Below are 15917 nucleotides of genomic sequence, written 5' to 3'. Positions count from 1 at the left end.
TTAATCGGCTTCGTTTATTTCCTGGCTTACTTGATTGAACAATTGTAGTATCTCCGCTGGGACAGCGTTGCTGTATCTCGATTGATATACCTTTGAAAAGACATCGAGTGGCTTTAATTCGTGTAGTTTATCAGCAGTGATAAGCTCTTCGGCCTTATCAGTAGCTGTTGCAGAGGGATATCTTGTATCGATTCTCGTAAGGCGTACATTTTTTCCTTTTAGCGCGGTCTCAATCTTATGCCTCAGTGCGGGTTCAGGGCCATCCAATAGTACCCTTACTTCTAAGTAAGGTGCAGGTATTTGACCTTCTTCCGTTTTCGGTAATTGCTGTAAAGCTTGCAAGACCTGTGGCAAAGAACTATGCACGGACGGTACGCGCTGCAACGCAACAGATACGGGTATTTCAATCGATTTGACCGCTTGTAGTTGCCCCGCATTCACTTCGAAGGTGATGACCTGATGTTTATAGTTAATTTCCGAAAAAGACATGGGAATTGGGCTACCACAATAACGAATATGCTCTTGCCCTCCTATTCGTTGTGCTTTGTGAATATGCCCCAGTGCCACATATTGAATATCAGGATGAAATACCTGTGCAGAGATGCTCTCTACACCACCCATGATAGCGCGCTCGCTCTTATCCATATCGCTTACTTCTGCCTGTTGTGTATGAAGGTGTCCCATAGCAATGATGGCCTGTCCAGCTTCTCTTTGTTCCGCTGCGTACGCATAAGCTTCTTTATAGAAGGCCGTGACTCCTTCAACATAAGGATTATCACAATTAAGTATTGCCGGATAATCGCCCATCCGTAAGAATGGTACAGCCAAACACCAGGCTTCTATTTGACCTTTCTGATCTTTTAAGGGAATAGTAAGCTTGCCGTAATCAAATTGGCCGTCGGTGTTTTTTTCTACGTGGCCAATGATATGGATATTGGAAGATTCAAGTAAGGGCTTGGGAGATTCTAGCCGTGAGGCAGAATCATGATTACCGGCAGTAATGACAATCTGAAGATTTGGATTGCTAATTGTAGCTTTATTAAGAAAGGCATAGAACATTCTGATCGAGGCAGCCGAAGGATTGGACAGATCGAACACATCGCCACTGATCAGCAGCACGTCTATGTTTTCCTGCTGCAGCGTCTGTAAGAGCCAGTTCAAAAACTGCTGATGCTCATAAGTGCGATCGTACTCGTGAAATAATTGCCCTATGTGCCAGTCGGCGGTGTGTAGAATTTTCATGTATAAAACTAATTAATTACACCCTTTTGAATGCACTGTTGTAATGTGAAGTGCAACAATTTGAACACATCGATTTTAGCTCTTACTGTATCTTCTTTTGGCTCTGTGAACGCACCTATCACATTTGGTTGGTTCCATCGACGCCCTCCGTCGTCTGTGGATCTTAAATAATACTCGAAATAGCAATTGTCCTGTACTGGATTTTGAAAAAAGTCGTTCTCAGTTTGAGTCCCATACCTTAACAAATCATCGTTAAAAACTTTTTCAGATGGCAGTAAAAAAACAAGACACCATTCGGCAACTGCACGTTGTACGTTATCTACTCTATACTCCCATTCTAGCTCCTTTCTTTTATATTCAGCACCAAGCTTTTGGGAAAGCACTTGCATCTTTTGATTCAAGGTTCCTAAATCAAATAAGGTTTGTAAGAAACGTATCAAAACATAAAAATCGAATGTTATAGCTTGATGATTTCTGCTGTCTGGGGTCAACGGTAGGGTCTCTTCGGCAGATAGAGTGAATGGAGATGATCTATCTAATGTCCTTATTGTTAACTCTTCTAAATCAATCAATGAGTAAAGTGTCCATTTTAAAACAGCTCGAAAAGTCGTGCCTCTGCCGAAATGACTGGCAATAGATTCTGAGGTATTCCACGGTTTAGCATTGATAAAGTCATCCACCTTTGAAATCAAGTATTTTTTGCTGTCGAATGCAAAGGGTTGTGTACTGTAGAATTTATTGAGATATCCGTTAAAGTCGACATTCTGACCATACTTATTTGCGAACATCCTTTTAATATTCTGATAATCGCAAATAAAAACAACTTTGTCAAAACCAAACTTATTTTGTTCTGTCATTGCATCGTAATGTGCACTAAAAACATTAAAAAGTCGAAATACTTGATCAGGTTCAAGTCTGTCTAAATCGTCAATAATCAGTATCGTGTTAATATCGCTTTCGGTTTTTGGGTTGTTATTCTCTTTATCAAACTTCACTAAATGATATTTTTTAATATCGATTAATGCTTGATTAATCAAATGCGAGACATCATCCATCTCTAGAACTCCAGGTCGCCGATTAAAACTTTCAAGATATTCTTCAATGGATTTTTTAACATCGGGTTCGACATCGTTTTCAAATTCTTTAAAGTCTCTGCCTTGAGCTTTCAACATCTCTAAAACCTCAAATAAAGATTTCCCAGTCTTACTAAAAGCAGAGATCATCGACTTTAGGAAATCCATACCGGCATTTGTTTGTAATGCAAAAACTTGTGCTTTAAGTGCCAACGAAAATTCGTCCTTCTTAAATATCGGCAAATCTTTGTTACCATACTTGGCTATTATCTCCGATAATATATCGAATTTGATCAATTCAAATACGTCTTCGTTATTCGCAACCGCATAGTTGACCGGATATAAGTTTATAGAAACAAAATGCCGATTTGAATCCTTTTCAAAAAAATCACGAATGAAGGTAGACTTTCCAGAACCAAAAGGTGCCGAAAATAGGATTCTAGTGTTTCTCTCATCAAGCAAATGATCAAGAAAATAATCCTCTATTTTAGAGTATTCAACTTTTATATCTGTGTGATGGGTATTCATTAATGTTAGTTCTTCGCTTTGTTTGTTCAATGTGTAAGTTAATTGATCACTACATAGTTAAATATTAATATTCTCACATTTTTATGGTTTCCCGTATTCCTGTTTTGGTTGTTGGTTATTAGTTACTCGTTATTGGTTGTTGGTTCCGGCGCGCGAAGACGTAGCTTTTATTAGTTGTGCGTTTTTCATATACCCTAATTATTCATCCACCCTTCAATGTTGTTGTTACTTATGTGCACATTATTTTTACTATCTATCTTTCCAATATAAAACAAGTCGTATTCTATGCGTATTCAACGCAAATATCATATTCAGCTCGGCCTTGATGGCATCATTTTCCCAACGCGTTGTCCGTGACAAATAGGTCTCTTCATATTCCTTGGTAGGTTTTGCTTCACGGTCTTCTTCAATTGGAATTCCGAGTTGATCAATAGCCAATGCTTTAATCCGTTCATACTCTCGATTATACTTTTTGAACTTGGTATGTTCCTTTTTTAATATCCGTTCCTCTTCCGGTGAACTAACAAACATTGCTTTATCCCAATCGTATAGTACAAATCGAACAACAGAATCTTTTGGCGTGTAAAAGTAGTTTGTATACAGGGGTAAATAATGGTGTGGCTTATGTAAAACAATTACTGGTAACCTCACAGGATATCTATCTATGAGCGGATAATACGCTTCTGATAAGTATACGTTATGGTGCAAAAACTCTGGTTTTGGACGAAGATTCTTCTCTGCAGCGATTACTTCAGAAATAGGAACCTGTTTCGTCATTATCTTTTCCTGAGCATGTAATAGAACAACTGATTGCGAAAAGGCAATTAAAAAATGAAATATTATCTTTTTCTTATAACGCATTGCAAATTATCAACCTAGTGACCAATTACTGTTCTTCAATTGATTTGGAGCTATCGTTTTCGATATCGACTTCATCAAGTACCGTTGCCATCTCCGGCCGCATGTAAGTCGGTTCTCCTTTTGGTACACGCGGATCGTCTCCGTAATAGTTCTCACCTTCTTCGCCCTGCCGGAATATCAATACCAAAAAATAGAAGGGAACTATTTGATACCAACCATTACTGCCAAGATCATGGCATCTCTTTGCACCCTGTGCCCACAAAAACCACAAAAGTGGTACAGCTCCTAATCCCAAAAGGTTATAAATAGAATCTTCGTCATCACCTATTACGATGTTGATGAAGATTATGAAGATAAGATAGATCAAAAAGCTGATACCGTATTCTAACCTTCTAATACGGCCTTCAAATGAAAAGGGTGCTCTGAACATTTTGGTTATTGGTTGATTATTAGTTATTGGTTACTAGTTATTGGTTATTCGTTATTGGTTATTCGTTATTCGTTATTAGTTATTGGTTCGGTGCGCGTAGCTAAAGAGCCTATTTTTAGGTTGTTAGTTGTCCGCGTCTCACACGAACCCATTACATTTTCAATTATTGTTTTTTGTTCTGATTCTATAGGTTATAGAAATGCTGCATTCCTATTCCGTTGGTTGCTATATTCTAGTTGTTAGTTGCCAGTTGCGAGTTGTCAGACTCACAAAGCTCCCTCACTATTTGATTTCGTTGGTTCAGTTTGTTTAATGTTTTAGTTTGACTTTGTCTTTTTTCTTTTGGACCGCCAAAAGAAACAAAAGCTCGCGACTTGAAATCTTCTTTGAACGGCTCTGCTGTTACTTAGCCTCTACTACCCGAACATTTCGAGGTCGCTTTTTTCCTTATTGAAGGGTTATTCCTTCGACTATTGATAGCTAATTTTAGTTCTCTGACTTTGGCTTAATTTGTTTAATATTTTAGTTTGACTATGGAAAGTTAGAAAAAGATTTTTTGATTTCACAAATAAAAATAAAAAAGTGAGAACAATCATATTGCTTAACCTGTGCATTGATTCGATTTTTCTTCAAATTTTACGACTACCATATAGAACAGGAAACTATTTTCACGAATTGCGTTCCGGATTATATGAAAGTGAATAGAAGATCAATATTTACATTATAGTCAATGAAAGCTCACTAACTGCAAGGTTTATATGCCCTATAAATATCAAATAAACAGTCGAATCTAAGCAGGATTCTTAGAAGTACGGACAGTTTACACCATATTAATCAAGATGATTGAATTTTATTGTAGTTATACGCATCAGATATGATGAACGAATTCGTATCGACACTGTATTTCAAACATCACAGCAACAACTGGGTAACATACAGTCTACAAGTATGCATCTTGCACCACTGATGAAAATGGTCCGGCATCTTCAATCCTTAAAAAAGAATATATCAATTCATAATAATAGCTGACAAACAAATTAAGACGCGTATCGAAACTAAATTGGACAAACCCGTATGCAAGTATAGGAATCCCCTAGGTATTAAGATGGATATGGCGTTTATTTCAAAATATTGAACCTACTGCCCAGTTCATAGATACTGTATTGCAATTGGTGAAATTTAATTCAATCTACGTTCTATTAACGCTAGCTTTAATACGGGTTGATAGTATATAGACCTTTTAACACAGACACAAACATTGTACACATAACAATTGATCTAAAGGGGTAGCCGAAAACCTTGAAAAGAGTAGGTCAAACTTAAATTAAAAAAAGATGAAAAAGTTAATGATTGTAGCTGCATTCCTCGTAGCAGGAATTGTATCGTCTAAAAATCTAGAGGCCAGTGTTAATCCACCTGCACCTTCTTGTTCGGGGTCAGGGCAGCATTGTGCAACAGCAACTGACGGTACTACTTACGTGAAATGCGAAACCTGTTAAAACAAAAGCTAGGCTAACTTATTCTATTGTATGAAAAACTTTATCGAACTCATACGGGAATAGGTTAGCCTTTAATTACGTCAATATCTAGGTCATATGAAGAAACATGTCTTTTTCTTTATTGTAATGTTAATCTTTTCATGTCTGCCCATATACTTATTACATAGCTTTTCGAAACCGAAAGGATCAGAAATGGGCTTCCGGAATTTTTTCAGTGAGGATACGCTTAGAAAAAGTTTCGAGAAACAATACGCTAATGTATCGTTCCAAGAAATGAAATATGCTAATCGACACTTCTATATCCACGAAATTTCTGCAAATAGCATTCTAGAAAAAGACTTGGAAGGAGAAGATATAGGCAGTTTTAGCCTTAACAACATAGGTCAATTGTTAGATTATTTACCCTTTGACTCAACAATGGGACTGGCAGATCTGAAAAATCAACAGGTGTCCTTTATAAATTATTCTGGAATAGCCCGAAACAGTACACTTAAAATTAACAAGTTGCGTAGGGTAGGTTTTTTAAGTAAATCCCACCTAATTTCTAAAATCCCTCAGGATACTACTTCTGTATATAATGGCAAGGATAATTTTGCAGTATATGATCTAGAAAAAGGAACGGTACATAAAATAAATATCTTACCCAATATTGAAAATAACGGAATGATTTATGATGGGAATTTTATCGAGGGAGAAGATAAGTCGTTCTATTTCACATATTTTTTTAATGAGCTATTTGCTTTCGACTCTATAGGGAATCTTATATATAAAACCAAAACTATCGACAGGAATTTACAGAAACCCGAAATTAAACTGTCAGCTAACGGCTGGCGAACTTTTGATAAAAATGTGGAGTTAAGAAATAAAAGTGGCACAACAGACGAAAAGTATTTATACCTATTAACAAGTATGACCAATAATTCCTATAGCTACGTAGACGTTTATAACAAAGAAAATGGAAATTACGTTAATAGCCTACTTGTTCCCTTTGTTGGTGGTAATAGAATAATAGGCATATCGAAGGTTAACAACAAACTATATTGTATTACCAAAAACGCCTTCGCGTGTTTTAACTTCAAATGATAATATGAACAGGCAAAAAGCAAGAGAAGCATTAGTGTTTATTATTAGAGTAGCTATGATACTCTTATTCTCGATAACCCTGATCGACAAGGTGTTTCGTTTTAGTAAATTCAAACAGGATCTTTTTCTATCTCCATTGATCCCACAAGTATTAATCATGCCGACAGCAATAAGCGTGATAATTATAGAGCTAGTGATATTAGCTTTCCTTTCGATTGAAAAGCAATTAAAAAATGGCTTGTTATTGACTAGTTTTACATTGAGTTTATTTGGATTTTATCTCCTCTTCCTTGCCATGTTCTATGATGATACGAAACCCTGCGCCTGTGGCTTTATATTGGAAGGTCTTTCTTATAAAATGCATATAATATTAAATTTCATTTTATCACTACTGACGTACATTGCGGCAGTTGTTCATGATAACGTCAATTATTCTAAGAAGACTCTCCATCAGGAAATGATGACTAACGCAAATGCATAATTGATAACAGATGCGAAGTTATTTTCAATACTGGATCACTTTTTCCCTTCCAATTGCGTTGATAAGTCATGCATTTGCTCAATCCATCACAGATTCTACAAGCCAATATAGAATAACGGGAATAGTTAAAGATTCAATAACCGACAATCAAATAGAATTCTGCTCGGTAACTTTGCTAAGTAATGATTCGTTGAGCAATGTACATACGTTCACTGATTCTTCAGGGATATTCCACCTTACTAGTTTAGAAAGAAAAGACTATTCAATCCATTTGCAAAGGATGGGATATAAAAGAAAAGTGATCAAAATTCATCTTGACACCGTTAAATCGCTACAAATTATGATTCCGCTGTCGCCGGATATTACGATGTTAAAAGAGGTAAGCGTTACTGGGATAAAAAACAAAATTGAAAGTAATCGTGATAGACTTATCTATAATGTAGACGATGCTGACATACAGGGCAATCAGAAACTGATTGATATTCTAGCGAGGGTACCTTTAATCAACATTGGAAGAGACAAAAGACTGGAGGTTCTGGGAAAAAAAGCCGTCATCATCCTGATAAACGGAAAAAGAACGATCTCCGATGCAAATTCACTTATGAATTACCTCAATACGTTGCCTGCGAAAGAAATCAAGAATATAGAAGTAATGACAAATCCTTCTTCCAAATATGATGGAGAAAATAATGCTGGAATTGTAAATATCATTACTAAAAAGCCCATCGCCCCTCAATATTTTGGCTCGATAGGTCTTGGTGCTGGCACTAGAGATAATAATGATGCAAACGTATACTTAAGCATCCAGACAAAAAAAATAAGTTCGGTGATAAACTATGGATTCAATACGTATAATAACATAGGAGACTATACTATACATCGTAAAATGCTAGATACCAATCGGCAAATTGATCAAGATGGTGACAGAACCAACAAAGCGTTTACACAAGCTGGATTATTCAATTTCTCTTATGAGGTTGATAGCTTAAATATCATTTCAAGTAATTTCAACATCAATTCATCAAAAAACGACAAGAGTAGTTTATCCAATTACTCCTTTTTGTCTCAAAATACACAATATGCTAAAAATAATATTTATGCTCTATCTGAATCCAAGAGCATTGGCTTAAATCTTTATTTGGATTATACGCGTAAATTCAAAGGAAACGACAATGAGCTGGTAATTTCATATCTTTATGGAAATTCCAGTAATAGTAATACATATGGTGTCGACAATCTTCAAAGAGAAGGATATGAATATGAACTTAATGTACCTAAATCAAAAGAATCGACTATTCAGATCGATTATAATTGGTTCCTTTCGAAAAAATCTAAAATAGAGGTTGGAGCAAAAACTATATTGAGGAATTTTACAACCTATATTAATGACTCTGTATCTAACAAGTCCGAACAGCTTGAGATTATAGATATACTAAGAGGAAAATCGACAGGTCTCGAAGCATCCCAAGATATTTACGCAGCGTATTTAAACTACAATTATTCATTTAGCAGCTACTATATATTAGTTGGTTCAAGATTTGAATATACTAATGTTAACGGAACATTCTACAACGAGAGGAAAGCACAAATAGCAAATGATCACCACAATTTCTTCCCTTCCATCACAGTCAGCAGAAAACTCAAGAATGACCAAAATGTCAAAATACAATATTCACGTGGAATTATGCGGCCAGGAGTAAATTTGTTAAATCCGAACATTGTATCTTCATATGATCCGAACAATCTGATCTTTGGAAACCCTGAATTACAGCCAGAGTTTTCAGATAATTTGGAGTTAAGTTACGATGTGTTAGTAAAAAAGAAGAGCTTTTTGTATGCTTCTTTATACTACTCTGAGGGCAAAGAAATTATTCAGAACATATCCCAAAGTAATGGCGAGGTCCTAAGTACATCCTATTTTAATTCGGGACGTGATCGATCTCTTGGATTAAACTTCTCGAGCTCGATATCGTTACCAAAATTAAATATAGGTACATCGTTCAATGTCAATAGATATATCGTAAAAAATCAGTTGGAGAATGTGAGCGTGGCAGAAAACAATGGATATAATTTTACAGGAAATTTCAATTTCAATTACAGATTACCTAAAGGCCTTACATTACGGGGGATATTCTCCATAGGTGCTCCAAAAGTTATTCTTCAGGGACGTTCTTTTAACTTCAGCTATGCTCAGTTCAATCTTAATAAATCAATCCTCAAATCACGAGGCACATTGGGATTAGAGTTAACAAATCCATTTTCATTTAACAATAGATTTTCACAAAGAATCGGAAGTCCAAATTTTAATCAAAAAGAACGTTACTTCTACAAAATGGATCATGTTGCTATTAATTTCTCGTACTCGTTCGGTAAATCCTTCGCTCAAAAAGGGGTCGATCGAAAAATCAAAAATACAGATGTTAAGGAGGGGCAAAAATCAATGAATTAATATTTGGAAAACCATATATGAAACCACTTTCTTTTCTTCATACGGAGCTTCGTTTAGCTTCTCTATATTGCTTTGCTAATATTACAATAATATGTTTATCAATGGATAAACTGTTTTTACACCGCCACCATAATAATGATTCGATTTTTCTCCAAATTTACGATACCAACTAAAACGCGAAACTGTTTTCACGAATTGCGTTCCGGATTATATGAAAGTGAATAGAAGATCAACTTTCTGCGGGAGCACTTGAAGTTTTGGTTTTTTAATCTAATATTTATCGAAAAACTAGTCTAGAAACCGAAGTGTTCCTTCGACAGCTTTCCAATACTTATTAAATTTCTTCTTGCCTTCATCCGTGTAAAAGCAATAGAAAAAAATCACCCCTCTTCTTTTTTTGGCTAGACACAGCACTTCAAGATGATTATATTTATCCTGATAATAGTCCTCCGGCTCAAGTTTAAGAGAATAGAAAAAAGCTGAATCCGCGTTAAACTTTCGATGAGCTTCTCCCGCTGGGTAATAGTCTATATACTCCCTCCAGTTTTTTCCTGCTTCTTTGCCCATTGAATGTATAATATCATATTTTATATTTGCCTCATGCTTCCAATCAAGACCGTTGAATGCACCCGGAACCGATATTTTAGATAGAAATACAGAATCATCTTTGTTAAAAGGCCGATACATTGAAATGAAGGTTAGGAACTGTCCATCATCAGATCTTAGTTGCCTTGGAGCACAGGTAATAATTGCTTCTAATTTAGGCCATGATCCAAAGCATTCGGTACCTGAAACTTCTTCAAAACCAATTGCTTTATTATAAGAAACGTTCATCAATTTTAACTCGTCAACCGTATGAGTGGGTACCAGAACGGCAGGAGATTGGCCGGAAACGATAGATGTCCAGCATAAACATATCAGAAAAACTGTTACACGGAATAAAGTCATAGATTTAGGGTATGATTTAATTAATACAAACTTTTTTTCTATACCATTAAAGGCACATTATTGATCCGTTAAAACCGACGGAAACAGCAAGTTCATTAGCCGTCATAATTCTATTGAGCTATGAGAAGTTAGAAAAAGTTTTTTTTATTTAAAAATAAAAAGAAGAAAGTAGGAACAATCATATTTTTTATTCCACTTTACCTTAGATGTAAAATGGCAATGATGAAGAAGTCATTCTTACCATTGAATGGAAGCTTGCTTTTGATTACCCCTAGTGTAGTTGATTAGGCTTTAAATCATGATACTTTTAAGTAGAAACAAAAGAATACACCTAAGAGCAGCTTCAGGAATTGGCTAAATTTTATTATTTTTGGTTCGATGCAAAGCGAATATAATAGTTTTTACCACTATTGACCGCATCGTTGTAGTAAATGTAGTATAATATGAGATCTGCCACATCAAAGGATTTAGCAAAACGAGGAAGCGATGCTGTCAGAAGGCTTCGATTGCAACGGCTGAAAAACGGCCTTCCTTTTATGATCAACGCCAATGAGCTAGAGGGATCTATGTGCTATTTAGAATATCCTGATGGAACAATTTGCTTGGTCAAACAAACCACAAATGGCTCGGATTTTGAAATCGTTCATCAACTGGACCAACAAGAAATAAACAATATTCGCAACAGATACCGTTTGGAATAAATATTCCGATGCCACATTTATACATTATTACGGGATCAAATGGGGCTGGAAAATCTACAGTTGGAGCTTCTTATTTCCCTGATTATAAATTTAGCTGAATCCAGCGTCTCTTGATCTGCCTTTGCACGTTTTTTTTCTGTAGCCGCTTTTGCGGCTTCTTTTATTGCGTAATCAAAGGCATTTTGGGTATCCCATTTTGCCTTTAGGCTTGCTTCATAAGGAAATGATTTTACTTTTGTCATGATACAAAAGTAACAAAAGATCTAGGCTGTATGAACTTCGCTAAATGATTCAGCTCCTTCACGCAATCCTGTTGAGCCGCTCTACCCGCTAACCCCTACTTCGCTTCTTAACATGATTTTTAGGCCCCAACAAAGCTAAATCATTTTAACGCTCATTTCATAAGGCCGTCCTTACCATTGCACGAGCCTCGTTTGACTTATCTGTTGTAATTGAACAAAAAAGCCATACACGTTTTTTTCGGTGCATGGCTCAAATATGTATGATAAATAGATTAGTCTATTTATTCTTATTATCTAGTTTGGCGCGAATTTTTTGAACGAATTCAATTGAAACATCTGCCGCTTCAGCGGCCTGTTCTATGCTAAAGCCAAATTTTTCCAAGAGATTTGAAATAACCTGACTTTTGCTTTTTTGTTCACCCTTTTGTATTCCTTGTTTTGTTGCCCTGTCGAGCATCAGTTCTTCTATGCCCACAGCTTCGCTCCTTCCTTTAACCGTTTGTATTTGTTTGTCCAAAACAACATTATTATACTGATTATCAAAATGTACATAATACTTCAAAAAATTCGATAGCAACACTGTAATCTGCAAAAAATCCTATTTAATCTTGATAATACACACATTTATTTTAATTGAAAACGAAACGGAATGCTAAAATCTGCATCTACTGCTTTTCCCTTATCGTAACCAGGTTTCCAACCCTTCTTCGGCATGAGCCCTGCCACGCGCATCGCTTCTTGCTCCAAAATAGTATTTCCTGAAACTGCAATTTTCAAGGACTGCAACCTCCCTTTCCTGTCAATTCTAGCGGTTATCATGATAAGACCTTCAATTCGTTGCTTAACGGCCTGATCGGGATATTTTAAGTTCTCTTTTAAAAAAATGGGGAGAGCCTCCTTTCCATCTGGATAAACAGGGATTTCGTCTATTTCCTTAATTCCATATTTCGCAAGCTTTTCCTCGCGCGTCAATGTTTGTAGGTACTCGTTCTTAACAGTATGTGAATTTTGCTTCCCTAGACTATCATACGTAAAAGTTTCCGCAATAATACCTTTTATCCAAACGAGTTTATCTGTAATCTTTCCATTTGGATTATAATAGACAAATTCTCCTTCTCGAATTTCGGGGTTTAGTGATGAAAAATGACCATGCATCTGCATTTTCTTATTGGCATAATGATCTTTTATCTCGTAAAGGTTAGCGGTACTGTCAAAACTAATGGTTCGATAAAAATGGTAAAATTCGGGTTGATTCGTTTTATTCCATTTTTTGTCATAGTAGATGGTGTCTGTCGACTGTGCTTTACTGTTGTGGTAAGTAAAACCGAAAATAGCGAGCCATAGGAGTTGTTTCATATTTGTATAAGCTTAGGTGTCCTCTAATAGATATTGAGATGATATAGTTTAGTTTGACTTAGCGAAAATACTTAGTGTATTTTGGATTTGCAATAGGTTAAAGATGAGTCCTATCACTTCACACTAACTCCATAAAACTATCCTTGCCATTGCAGAGAAGTCTCGTTTGGATGCCGACGATATCTTAAACAAAAAGCCATGCTTGTTTTTCAATGCATGGCTTAAATATGTGATAATAGCTAGTAGTCTATTTTATGATTTTAATCTTTGGGCATTGTTTTTAAGAGCCCCTTTGCAGGTACTCTTTGATTTCGCCTCCTACTTTAACAAAGGCTTTCATTTTTTATTGCTGACTCTTCTGCCAATGCCTTTCTGACACCGAAAAGGACTTTATATTCCAAAGCTCGCCGTTAAAGACTACTTTTTTAGCTCATCATATTGAGCGATAACTTCGAGCTACATGAAGTCTCTTCATTTTCTCTTCCTGTTTTTTTATGTACCTAAAAAATCTTCGAATTAGTTTGCGGAGCTTACTTCCTCCGGCTTCCTCTGAAGTCGATTTAATTTCGCAAGTTGAATCACTTGCATTTGAAGTGGGATCACCTAAATTGAACAGCCAGTCACCACTCTTTTCGTAGAAATCGTTTATACTTTTCATAATCTAAAATCAGACCTCTAAATAGCAGGCACTTAGACAAATATAAGGCTCTTGGCAATTTGTACATTACTCAAAAGGCAGGATGTTAAATACTAATATTTTTAGTATATTTGAATTATTAGGACTCTTGACTAATAGCGAAGCATTCAATAAAGTAAGAAAGAGTTGACGAATTGACAGTTAGCTGAACAATATCCTCACCACTGAAAGTCTACTCGCAGAACGTAGATGAACGTGTAACCTTATAGTGGAATGGATAATAAGGAAATTTATTTGTTCACTTAAAAATAAACAAAATTTGTAAAACCATTGTTTTATGGATAACTTTGTATGTATAAAGTTCATTAAAGAGTATAACAAAGTGATCTATTATTCAGTTGTGATCAACGGATATGAAGATCAGGCATCCTTATTCGAAGGATTTGTAGACAAACATAGTGTTGTGAATAAGGAAAAGTTAAATCATATTCTAACATGGCTACGGGTAATCGGAAATCGGTATGGGGCATTGTCTCATTTATTTAGGGATGAAAAGGATGCCGCGGCATTGCCCCCACCAGGAACGAAGAGAGAACCATGCTATATTGAAGAAGATCAGACTGCGAGTAACAACTTGAGATTGTATTGTCACCGTTTGAATGAACATGTGGTCATTTTATTTGATGGGGATATAAAAACAGCAGACCAAGCGCAGAATTGCCCTCAAGTAGCACCGTATTTTAATCTTGCAAATACGTTAGCATTGGCGATTGACAATGCGCTTAGAGACGGAGATATTGAATGGGATGATGACTATTTGGATATCATTTACGAACAGAATTTGAAAATTGTATTTTGACATGAAAATATCAAGAAAAAAAATTAATAAGGAGCAAAACGGACAGCTGGAAATCAATGTTATAGACAATTGGCTAAAGGATAATGGTGACCCTGCTATTGAACGCCTCGTTAAGAAAAACCTAGCTATCGCGAACAAGATCGCTTCGCTTTTAGAATCAAAGGGTATGAAACCCGCTGATTTAGCTGCTGCCATGGGAAAGCAGCGTTCGGAGGTATCAAAATGGCTATCGGGTCAGCATACTTTTACCACCAAAACGATTACAAAAATAGAAGAAGTGTTAGGTGAAGATATTATTCATATCGAGCCGAGTGTAAGAAACGTTTACTTTACTGCCTATGTACGTGTTGAGGATATTCAACCTGCCATCCAAGAAGATATTTTTGAGGATTCATTATATGAAGAGGTTTCTGCTTAACGAATACCATGGAAAAACGGACAATCATCGCTGAAAAAATTCACTTAGTACGGATACTTCCTTCCAGAGAATATTTTGACCATCAATACGCACTTGCAGATAAAGAGTTAAAACTTAGCATTGCACAATCAACAAAACATAATTCGGAAAAAAAATCCTTTAAAATTTCGCTTTCCGTTTTCCTAGAATATGAGGGCCAGAAAATTGCAGATTATCTTTATGACTTTATTTTTCAGGTAGAAAATTTAGAAGAATATGTTCTTAAAAAAGATGAGAAGCCTCTATTCTCAGGCCTTCTTATAAGCACATTACTTACTATCGCTTATTCCACACTAAGAGGCATATTGCATACGAAATTAGCTGACACCGCACTTAAAGATTTTATACTGCCGGTTATTAGTCCGAATGAATTGTTAAAGTCGAAAATAAACACTTAGTTTTAGTTATTTCGCTATGATATAAGGCTGTATGAACCTCGCTAAATGATTCAGCTCCTTCACGCAATCCTGTTGAGCCGCTCTACCCGCTAACCCCTACTTCGCTTCTTAACATGATTTTAGGCCCCAACAAGGCTAAATCATTTAAACGCTCATTTCATAAGGCCGACTTTGCCACCGCACGAGAGCCCCGTTCGGGTCTGACGATATCTTAAACAAAAAAGCCATGCACGTTTTTTTTGTGCATGGCTTCTAAACTTATGCTGTATACTCTATAGCTTTTCAACTACTTCCAAAGATAGCTTCAGGCTTTTAGCAATTTGCTCGTTGCTTAAAAGTCCTGTTTCTTTTAAAGATTTAGCTGAATCCAGCTTCTCTTGATCTGCCTTTGCACGTTCTTCTTTTCTGATAGTCTCAAAGGCATTCTGGGTATCCCATTTTGCCTTTAGGCTCGCTTCGTAAGGAAATGATTTTACTTTTGTCATGATACAAAAGTAACAAAACCGAGGAGTTTACTCCGAGCTCATGAACCTTTTTGAAAATGAACACAAGTGAATAAGATCTAGGCTGTATGAACTTCGCTAAATGATTCAGCTCCTTCACGCAATCCTGTTGAGCCGCTCTACCCGCTAACCCCTACTTCGCTTCTTAACATGATTTTTAGGCCCCAACA

17 protein-coding genes are annotated in these 15917 nt (G+C 36.2%); 8 read left to right on the top strand and 9 right to left on the bottom strand.

Translation table 11 applies throughout. From position 1 onward, the window contains the following. The 4 genes from M1D52_RS09440 to M1D52_RS09425 all read right to left on the bottom strand — a co-directional run bounded on the left by M1D52_RS09440 (position 1) and on the right by M1D52_RS09425 (position 4134). The gene (locus M1D52_RS09440) at positions 1-1242 is read right to left on the bottom strand and encodes an exonuclease SbcCD subunit D C-terminal domain-containing protein (protein ID WP_437392353.1); all 1242 of its coding nucleotides are present in this window, start codon (positions 1240-1242) and stop codon (positions 1-3) included. Positions 1243-1250: 8 nt separating this feature from the next. Beyond that, the gene (locus M1D52_RS09435; protein ID WP_457941736.1) at positions 1251-2873 is read right to left on the bottom strand and encodes a P-loop NTPase fold protein; all 1623 of its coding nucleotides are present in this window, start codon (positions 2871-2873) and stop codon (positions 1251-1253) included. 219 nt (positions 2874-3092) lie between these two features. After that, positions 3093-3620, bottom strand: a complete 528-nt coding sequence (locus M1D52_RS09430; RefSeq protein ID WP_437392349.1) for a hypothetical protein — start codon at positions 3618-3620, stop codon at positions 3093-3095. A gap of 109 nt (positions 3621-3729) precedes the next feature. Further along, the gene (locus M1D52_RS09425) at positions 3730-4134 is read right to left on the bottom strand and encodes a DUF805 domain-containing protein (RefSeq protein ID WP_437392347.1); all 405 of its coding nucleotides are present in this window, start codon (positions 4132-4134) and stop codon (positions 3730-3732) included. Positions 4135-5468: 1334 nt separating this feature from the next. Between M1D52_RS09425 and M1D52_RS09420 the strand changes: the two genes are divergently transcribed. From M1D52_RS09420 to M1D52_RS09405, 4 genes are all read left to right on the top strand, one after another. Continuing rightward, the gene (locus M1D52_RS09420) at positions 5469-5633 is read left to right on the top strand and encodes a hypothetical protein (RefSeq protein WP_437392345.1); all 165 of its coding nucleotides are present in this window, start codon (positions 5469-5471) and stop codon (positions 5631-5633) included. A gap of 96 nt (positions 5634-5729) precedes the next feature. Further along, positions 5730-6716: a hypothetical protein gene (locus tag M1D52_RS09415; RefSeq protein ID WP_437392343.1), complete on the top strand. Its 987-nt coding sequence runs from the start codon at positions 5730-5732 to the stop codon at positions 6714-6716. 4 nt (positions 6717-6720) lie between these two features. Beyond that, positions 6721-7197 carry a MauE/DoxX family redox-associated membrane protein gene (locus M1D52_RS09410; protein ID WP_437392342.1) on the top strand — a complete coding sequence of 159 codons (477 nt, stop codon included), beginning with the start codon at positions 6721-6723 and terminating at the stop codon, positions 7195-7197. Positions 7198-7207: 10 nt separating this feature from the next. Next, entirely contained in the window at positions 7208-9646 is a 2439-nt protein-coding gene (locus M1D52_RS09405; protein WP_437392341.1) for a TonB-dependent receptor domain-containing protein, read from the top strand. Between the two features lie 288 nt (positions 9647-9934). On the opposite strand, the gene M1D52_RS09400 is transcribed toward M1D52_RS09405, so the two are convergent. Beyond that, the gene (locus tag M1D52_RS09400) at positions 9935-10594 is read right to left on the bottom strand and encodes a hypothetical protein (RefSeq protein ID WP_437392339.1); all 660 of its coding nucleotides are present in this window, start codon (positions 10592-10594) and stop codon (positions 9935-9937) included. A gap of 443 nt (positions 10595-11037) precedes the next feature. Between M1D52_RS09400 and M1D52_RS09395 the strand changes: the two genes are divergently transcribed. After that, positions 11038-11295: a hypothetical protein gene (locus M1D52_RS09395; protein ID WP_309012404.1), complete on the top strand. Its 258-nt coding sequence runs from the start codon at positions 11038-11040 to the stop codon at positions 11293-11295. 35 nt (positions 11296-11330) lie between these two features. On the opposite strand, the gene M1D52_RS09390 is transcribed toward M1D52_RS09395, so the two are convergent. The 3 genes from M1D52_RS09390 to M1D52_RS09380 form a co-directional block, all read right to left on the bottom strand. Further along, positions 11331-11537, bottom strand: a complete 207-nt coding sequence (locus M1D52_RS09390) for a hypothetical protein (RefSeq protein ID WP_437392337.1) — start codon at positions 11535-11537, stop codon at positions 11331-11333. 277 nt (positions 11538-11814) lie between these two features. Next, positions 11815-12054: a hypothetical protein gene (locus M1D52_RS09385; RefSeq protein ID WP_437392336.1), complete on the bottom strand. Its 240-nt coding sequence runs from the start codon at positions 12052-12054 to the stop codon at positions 11815-11817. 107 nt (positions 12055-12161) lie between these two features. Further along, the gene (locus M1D52_RS09380; protein WP_437392334.1) at positions 12162-12893 is read right to left on the bottom strand and encodes an energy transducer TonB; all 732 of its coding nucleotides are present in this window, start codon (positions 12891-12893) and stop codon (positions 12162-12164) included. Between the two features lie 974 nt (positions 12894-13867). Here M1D52_RS09380 and M1D52_RS09375 point away from each other — a divergent pair. The 3 genes from M1D52_RS09375 to M1D52_RS09365 are packed head-to-tail and all read left to right on the top strand — an operon-like array spanning position 13868 to position 15244. Beyond that, positions 13868-14389 carry a hypothetical protein gene (locus M1D52_RS09375; protein ID WP_437392332.1) on the top strand — a complete coding sequence of 174 codons (522 nt, stop codon included), beginning with the start codon at positions 13868-13870 and terminating at the stop codon, positions 14387-14389. A gap of 1 nt (position 14390) precedes the next feature. Beyond that, on the top strand, positions 14391-14807 hold the full coding sequence (locus M1D52_RS09370) for a helix-turn-helix domain-containing protein (protein ID WP_437392331.1): 417 nt from the start codon (positions 14391-14393) through the stop codon (positions 14805-14807). An 8-nt stretch (positions 14808-14815) separates the two neighbouring features. After that, on the top strand, positions 14816-15244 hold the full coding sequence (locus M1D52_RS09365; RefSeq protein WP_437392330.1) for a hypothetical protein: 429 nt from the start codon (positions 14816-14818) through the stop codon (positions 15242-15244). Positions 15245-15516: 272 nt separating this feature from the next. Here the strand turns inward: M1D52_RS09365 and M1D52_RS09360 are convergent, their stop codons facing one another. After that, on the bottom strand, positions 15517-15729 hold the full coding sequence (locus M1D52_RS09360; RefSeq protein ID WP_437392329.1) for a hypothetical protein: 213 nt from the start codon (positions 15727-15729) through the stop codon (positions 15517-15519). Positions 15730-15917 lie beyond the last annotated feature (188 nt).

The organism is Olivibacter sp. SA151 (assembly GCF_054130995.1).
This window is presented reverse-complemented; position numbering and strand designations above follow the sequence as displayed.

What these genes read in the sequence shown, in the direction of transcription:
- M1D52_RS09440 (WP_437392353.1), bottom strand. Translation starts at nt 1,242, where the DNA reads ATGAAAATTCTACACACCGCCGACTGGCACATAGGGCAATTATTTCAC.
- M1D52_RS09430 (WP_437392349.1), bottom strand. Translation starts at nt 3,620, where the DNA reads ATGACGAAACAGGTTCCTATTTCTGAAGTAATCGCTGCAGAGAAGAAT.
- M1D52_RS09425 (WP_437392347.1), bottom strand. Translation starts at nt 4,134, where the DNA reads ATGTTCAGAGCACCCTTTTCATTTGAAGGCCGTATTAGAAGGTTAGAA.
- M1D52_RS09420 (WP_437392345.1), top strand. Translation starts at nt 5,469, where the DNA reads ATGAAAAAGTTAATGATTGTAGCTGCATTCCTCGTAGCAGGAATTGTA.
- M1D52_RS09415 (WP_437392343.1), top strand. Translation starts at nt 5,730, where the DNA reads ATGAAGAAACATGTCTTTTTCTTTATTGTAATGTTAATCTTTTCATGT.
- M1D52_RS09410 (WP_437392342.1), top strand. Translation starts at nt 6,721, where the DNA reads ATGAACAGGCAAAAAGCAAGAGAAGCATTAGTGTTTATTATTAGAGTA.
- M1D52_RS09405 (WP_437392341.1), top strand. Translation starts at nt 7,208, where the DNA reads ATGCGAAGTTATTTTCAATACTGGATCACTTTTTCCCTTCCAATTGCG.
- M1D52_RS09400 (WP_437392339.1), bottom strand. Translation starts at nt 10,594, where the DNA reads ATGACTTTATTCCGTGTAACAGTTTTTCTGATATGTTTATGCTGGACA.
- M1D52_RS09395 (WP_309012404.1), top strand. Translation starts at nt 11,038, where the DNA reads ATGAGATCTGCCACATCAAAGGATTTAGCAAAACGAGGAAGCGATGCT.
- M1D52_RS09390 (WP_437392337.1), bottom strand. Translation starts at nt 11,537, where the DNA reads ATGACAAAAGTAAAATCATTTCCTTATGAAGCAAGCCTAAAGGCAAAA.
- M1D52_RS09380 (WP_437392334.1), bottom strand. Translation starts at nt 12,893, where the DNA reads ATGAAACAACTCCTATGGCTCGCTATTTTCGGTTTTACTTACCACAAC.
- M1D52_RS09375 (WP_437392332.1), top strand. Translation starts at nt 13,868, where the DNA reads ATGGATAACTTTGTATGTATAAAGTTCATTAAAGAGTATAACAAAGTG.
- M1D52_RS09370 (WP_437392331.1), top strand. Translation starts at nt 14,391, where the DNA reads ATGAAAATATCAAGAAAAAAAATTAATAAGGAGCAAAACGGACAGCTG.
- M1D52_RS09365 (WP_437392330.1), top strand. Translation starts at nt 14,816, where the DNA reads ATGGAAAAACGGACAATCATCGCTGAAAAAATTCACTTAGTACGGATA.
- M1D52_RS09360 (WP_437392329.1), bottom strand. Translation starts at nt 15,729, where the DNA reads ATGACAAAAGTAAAATCATTTCCTTACGAAGCGAGCCTAAAGGCAAAA.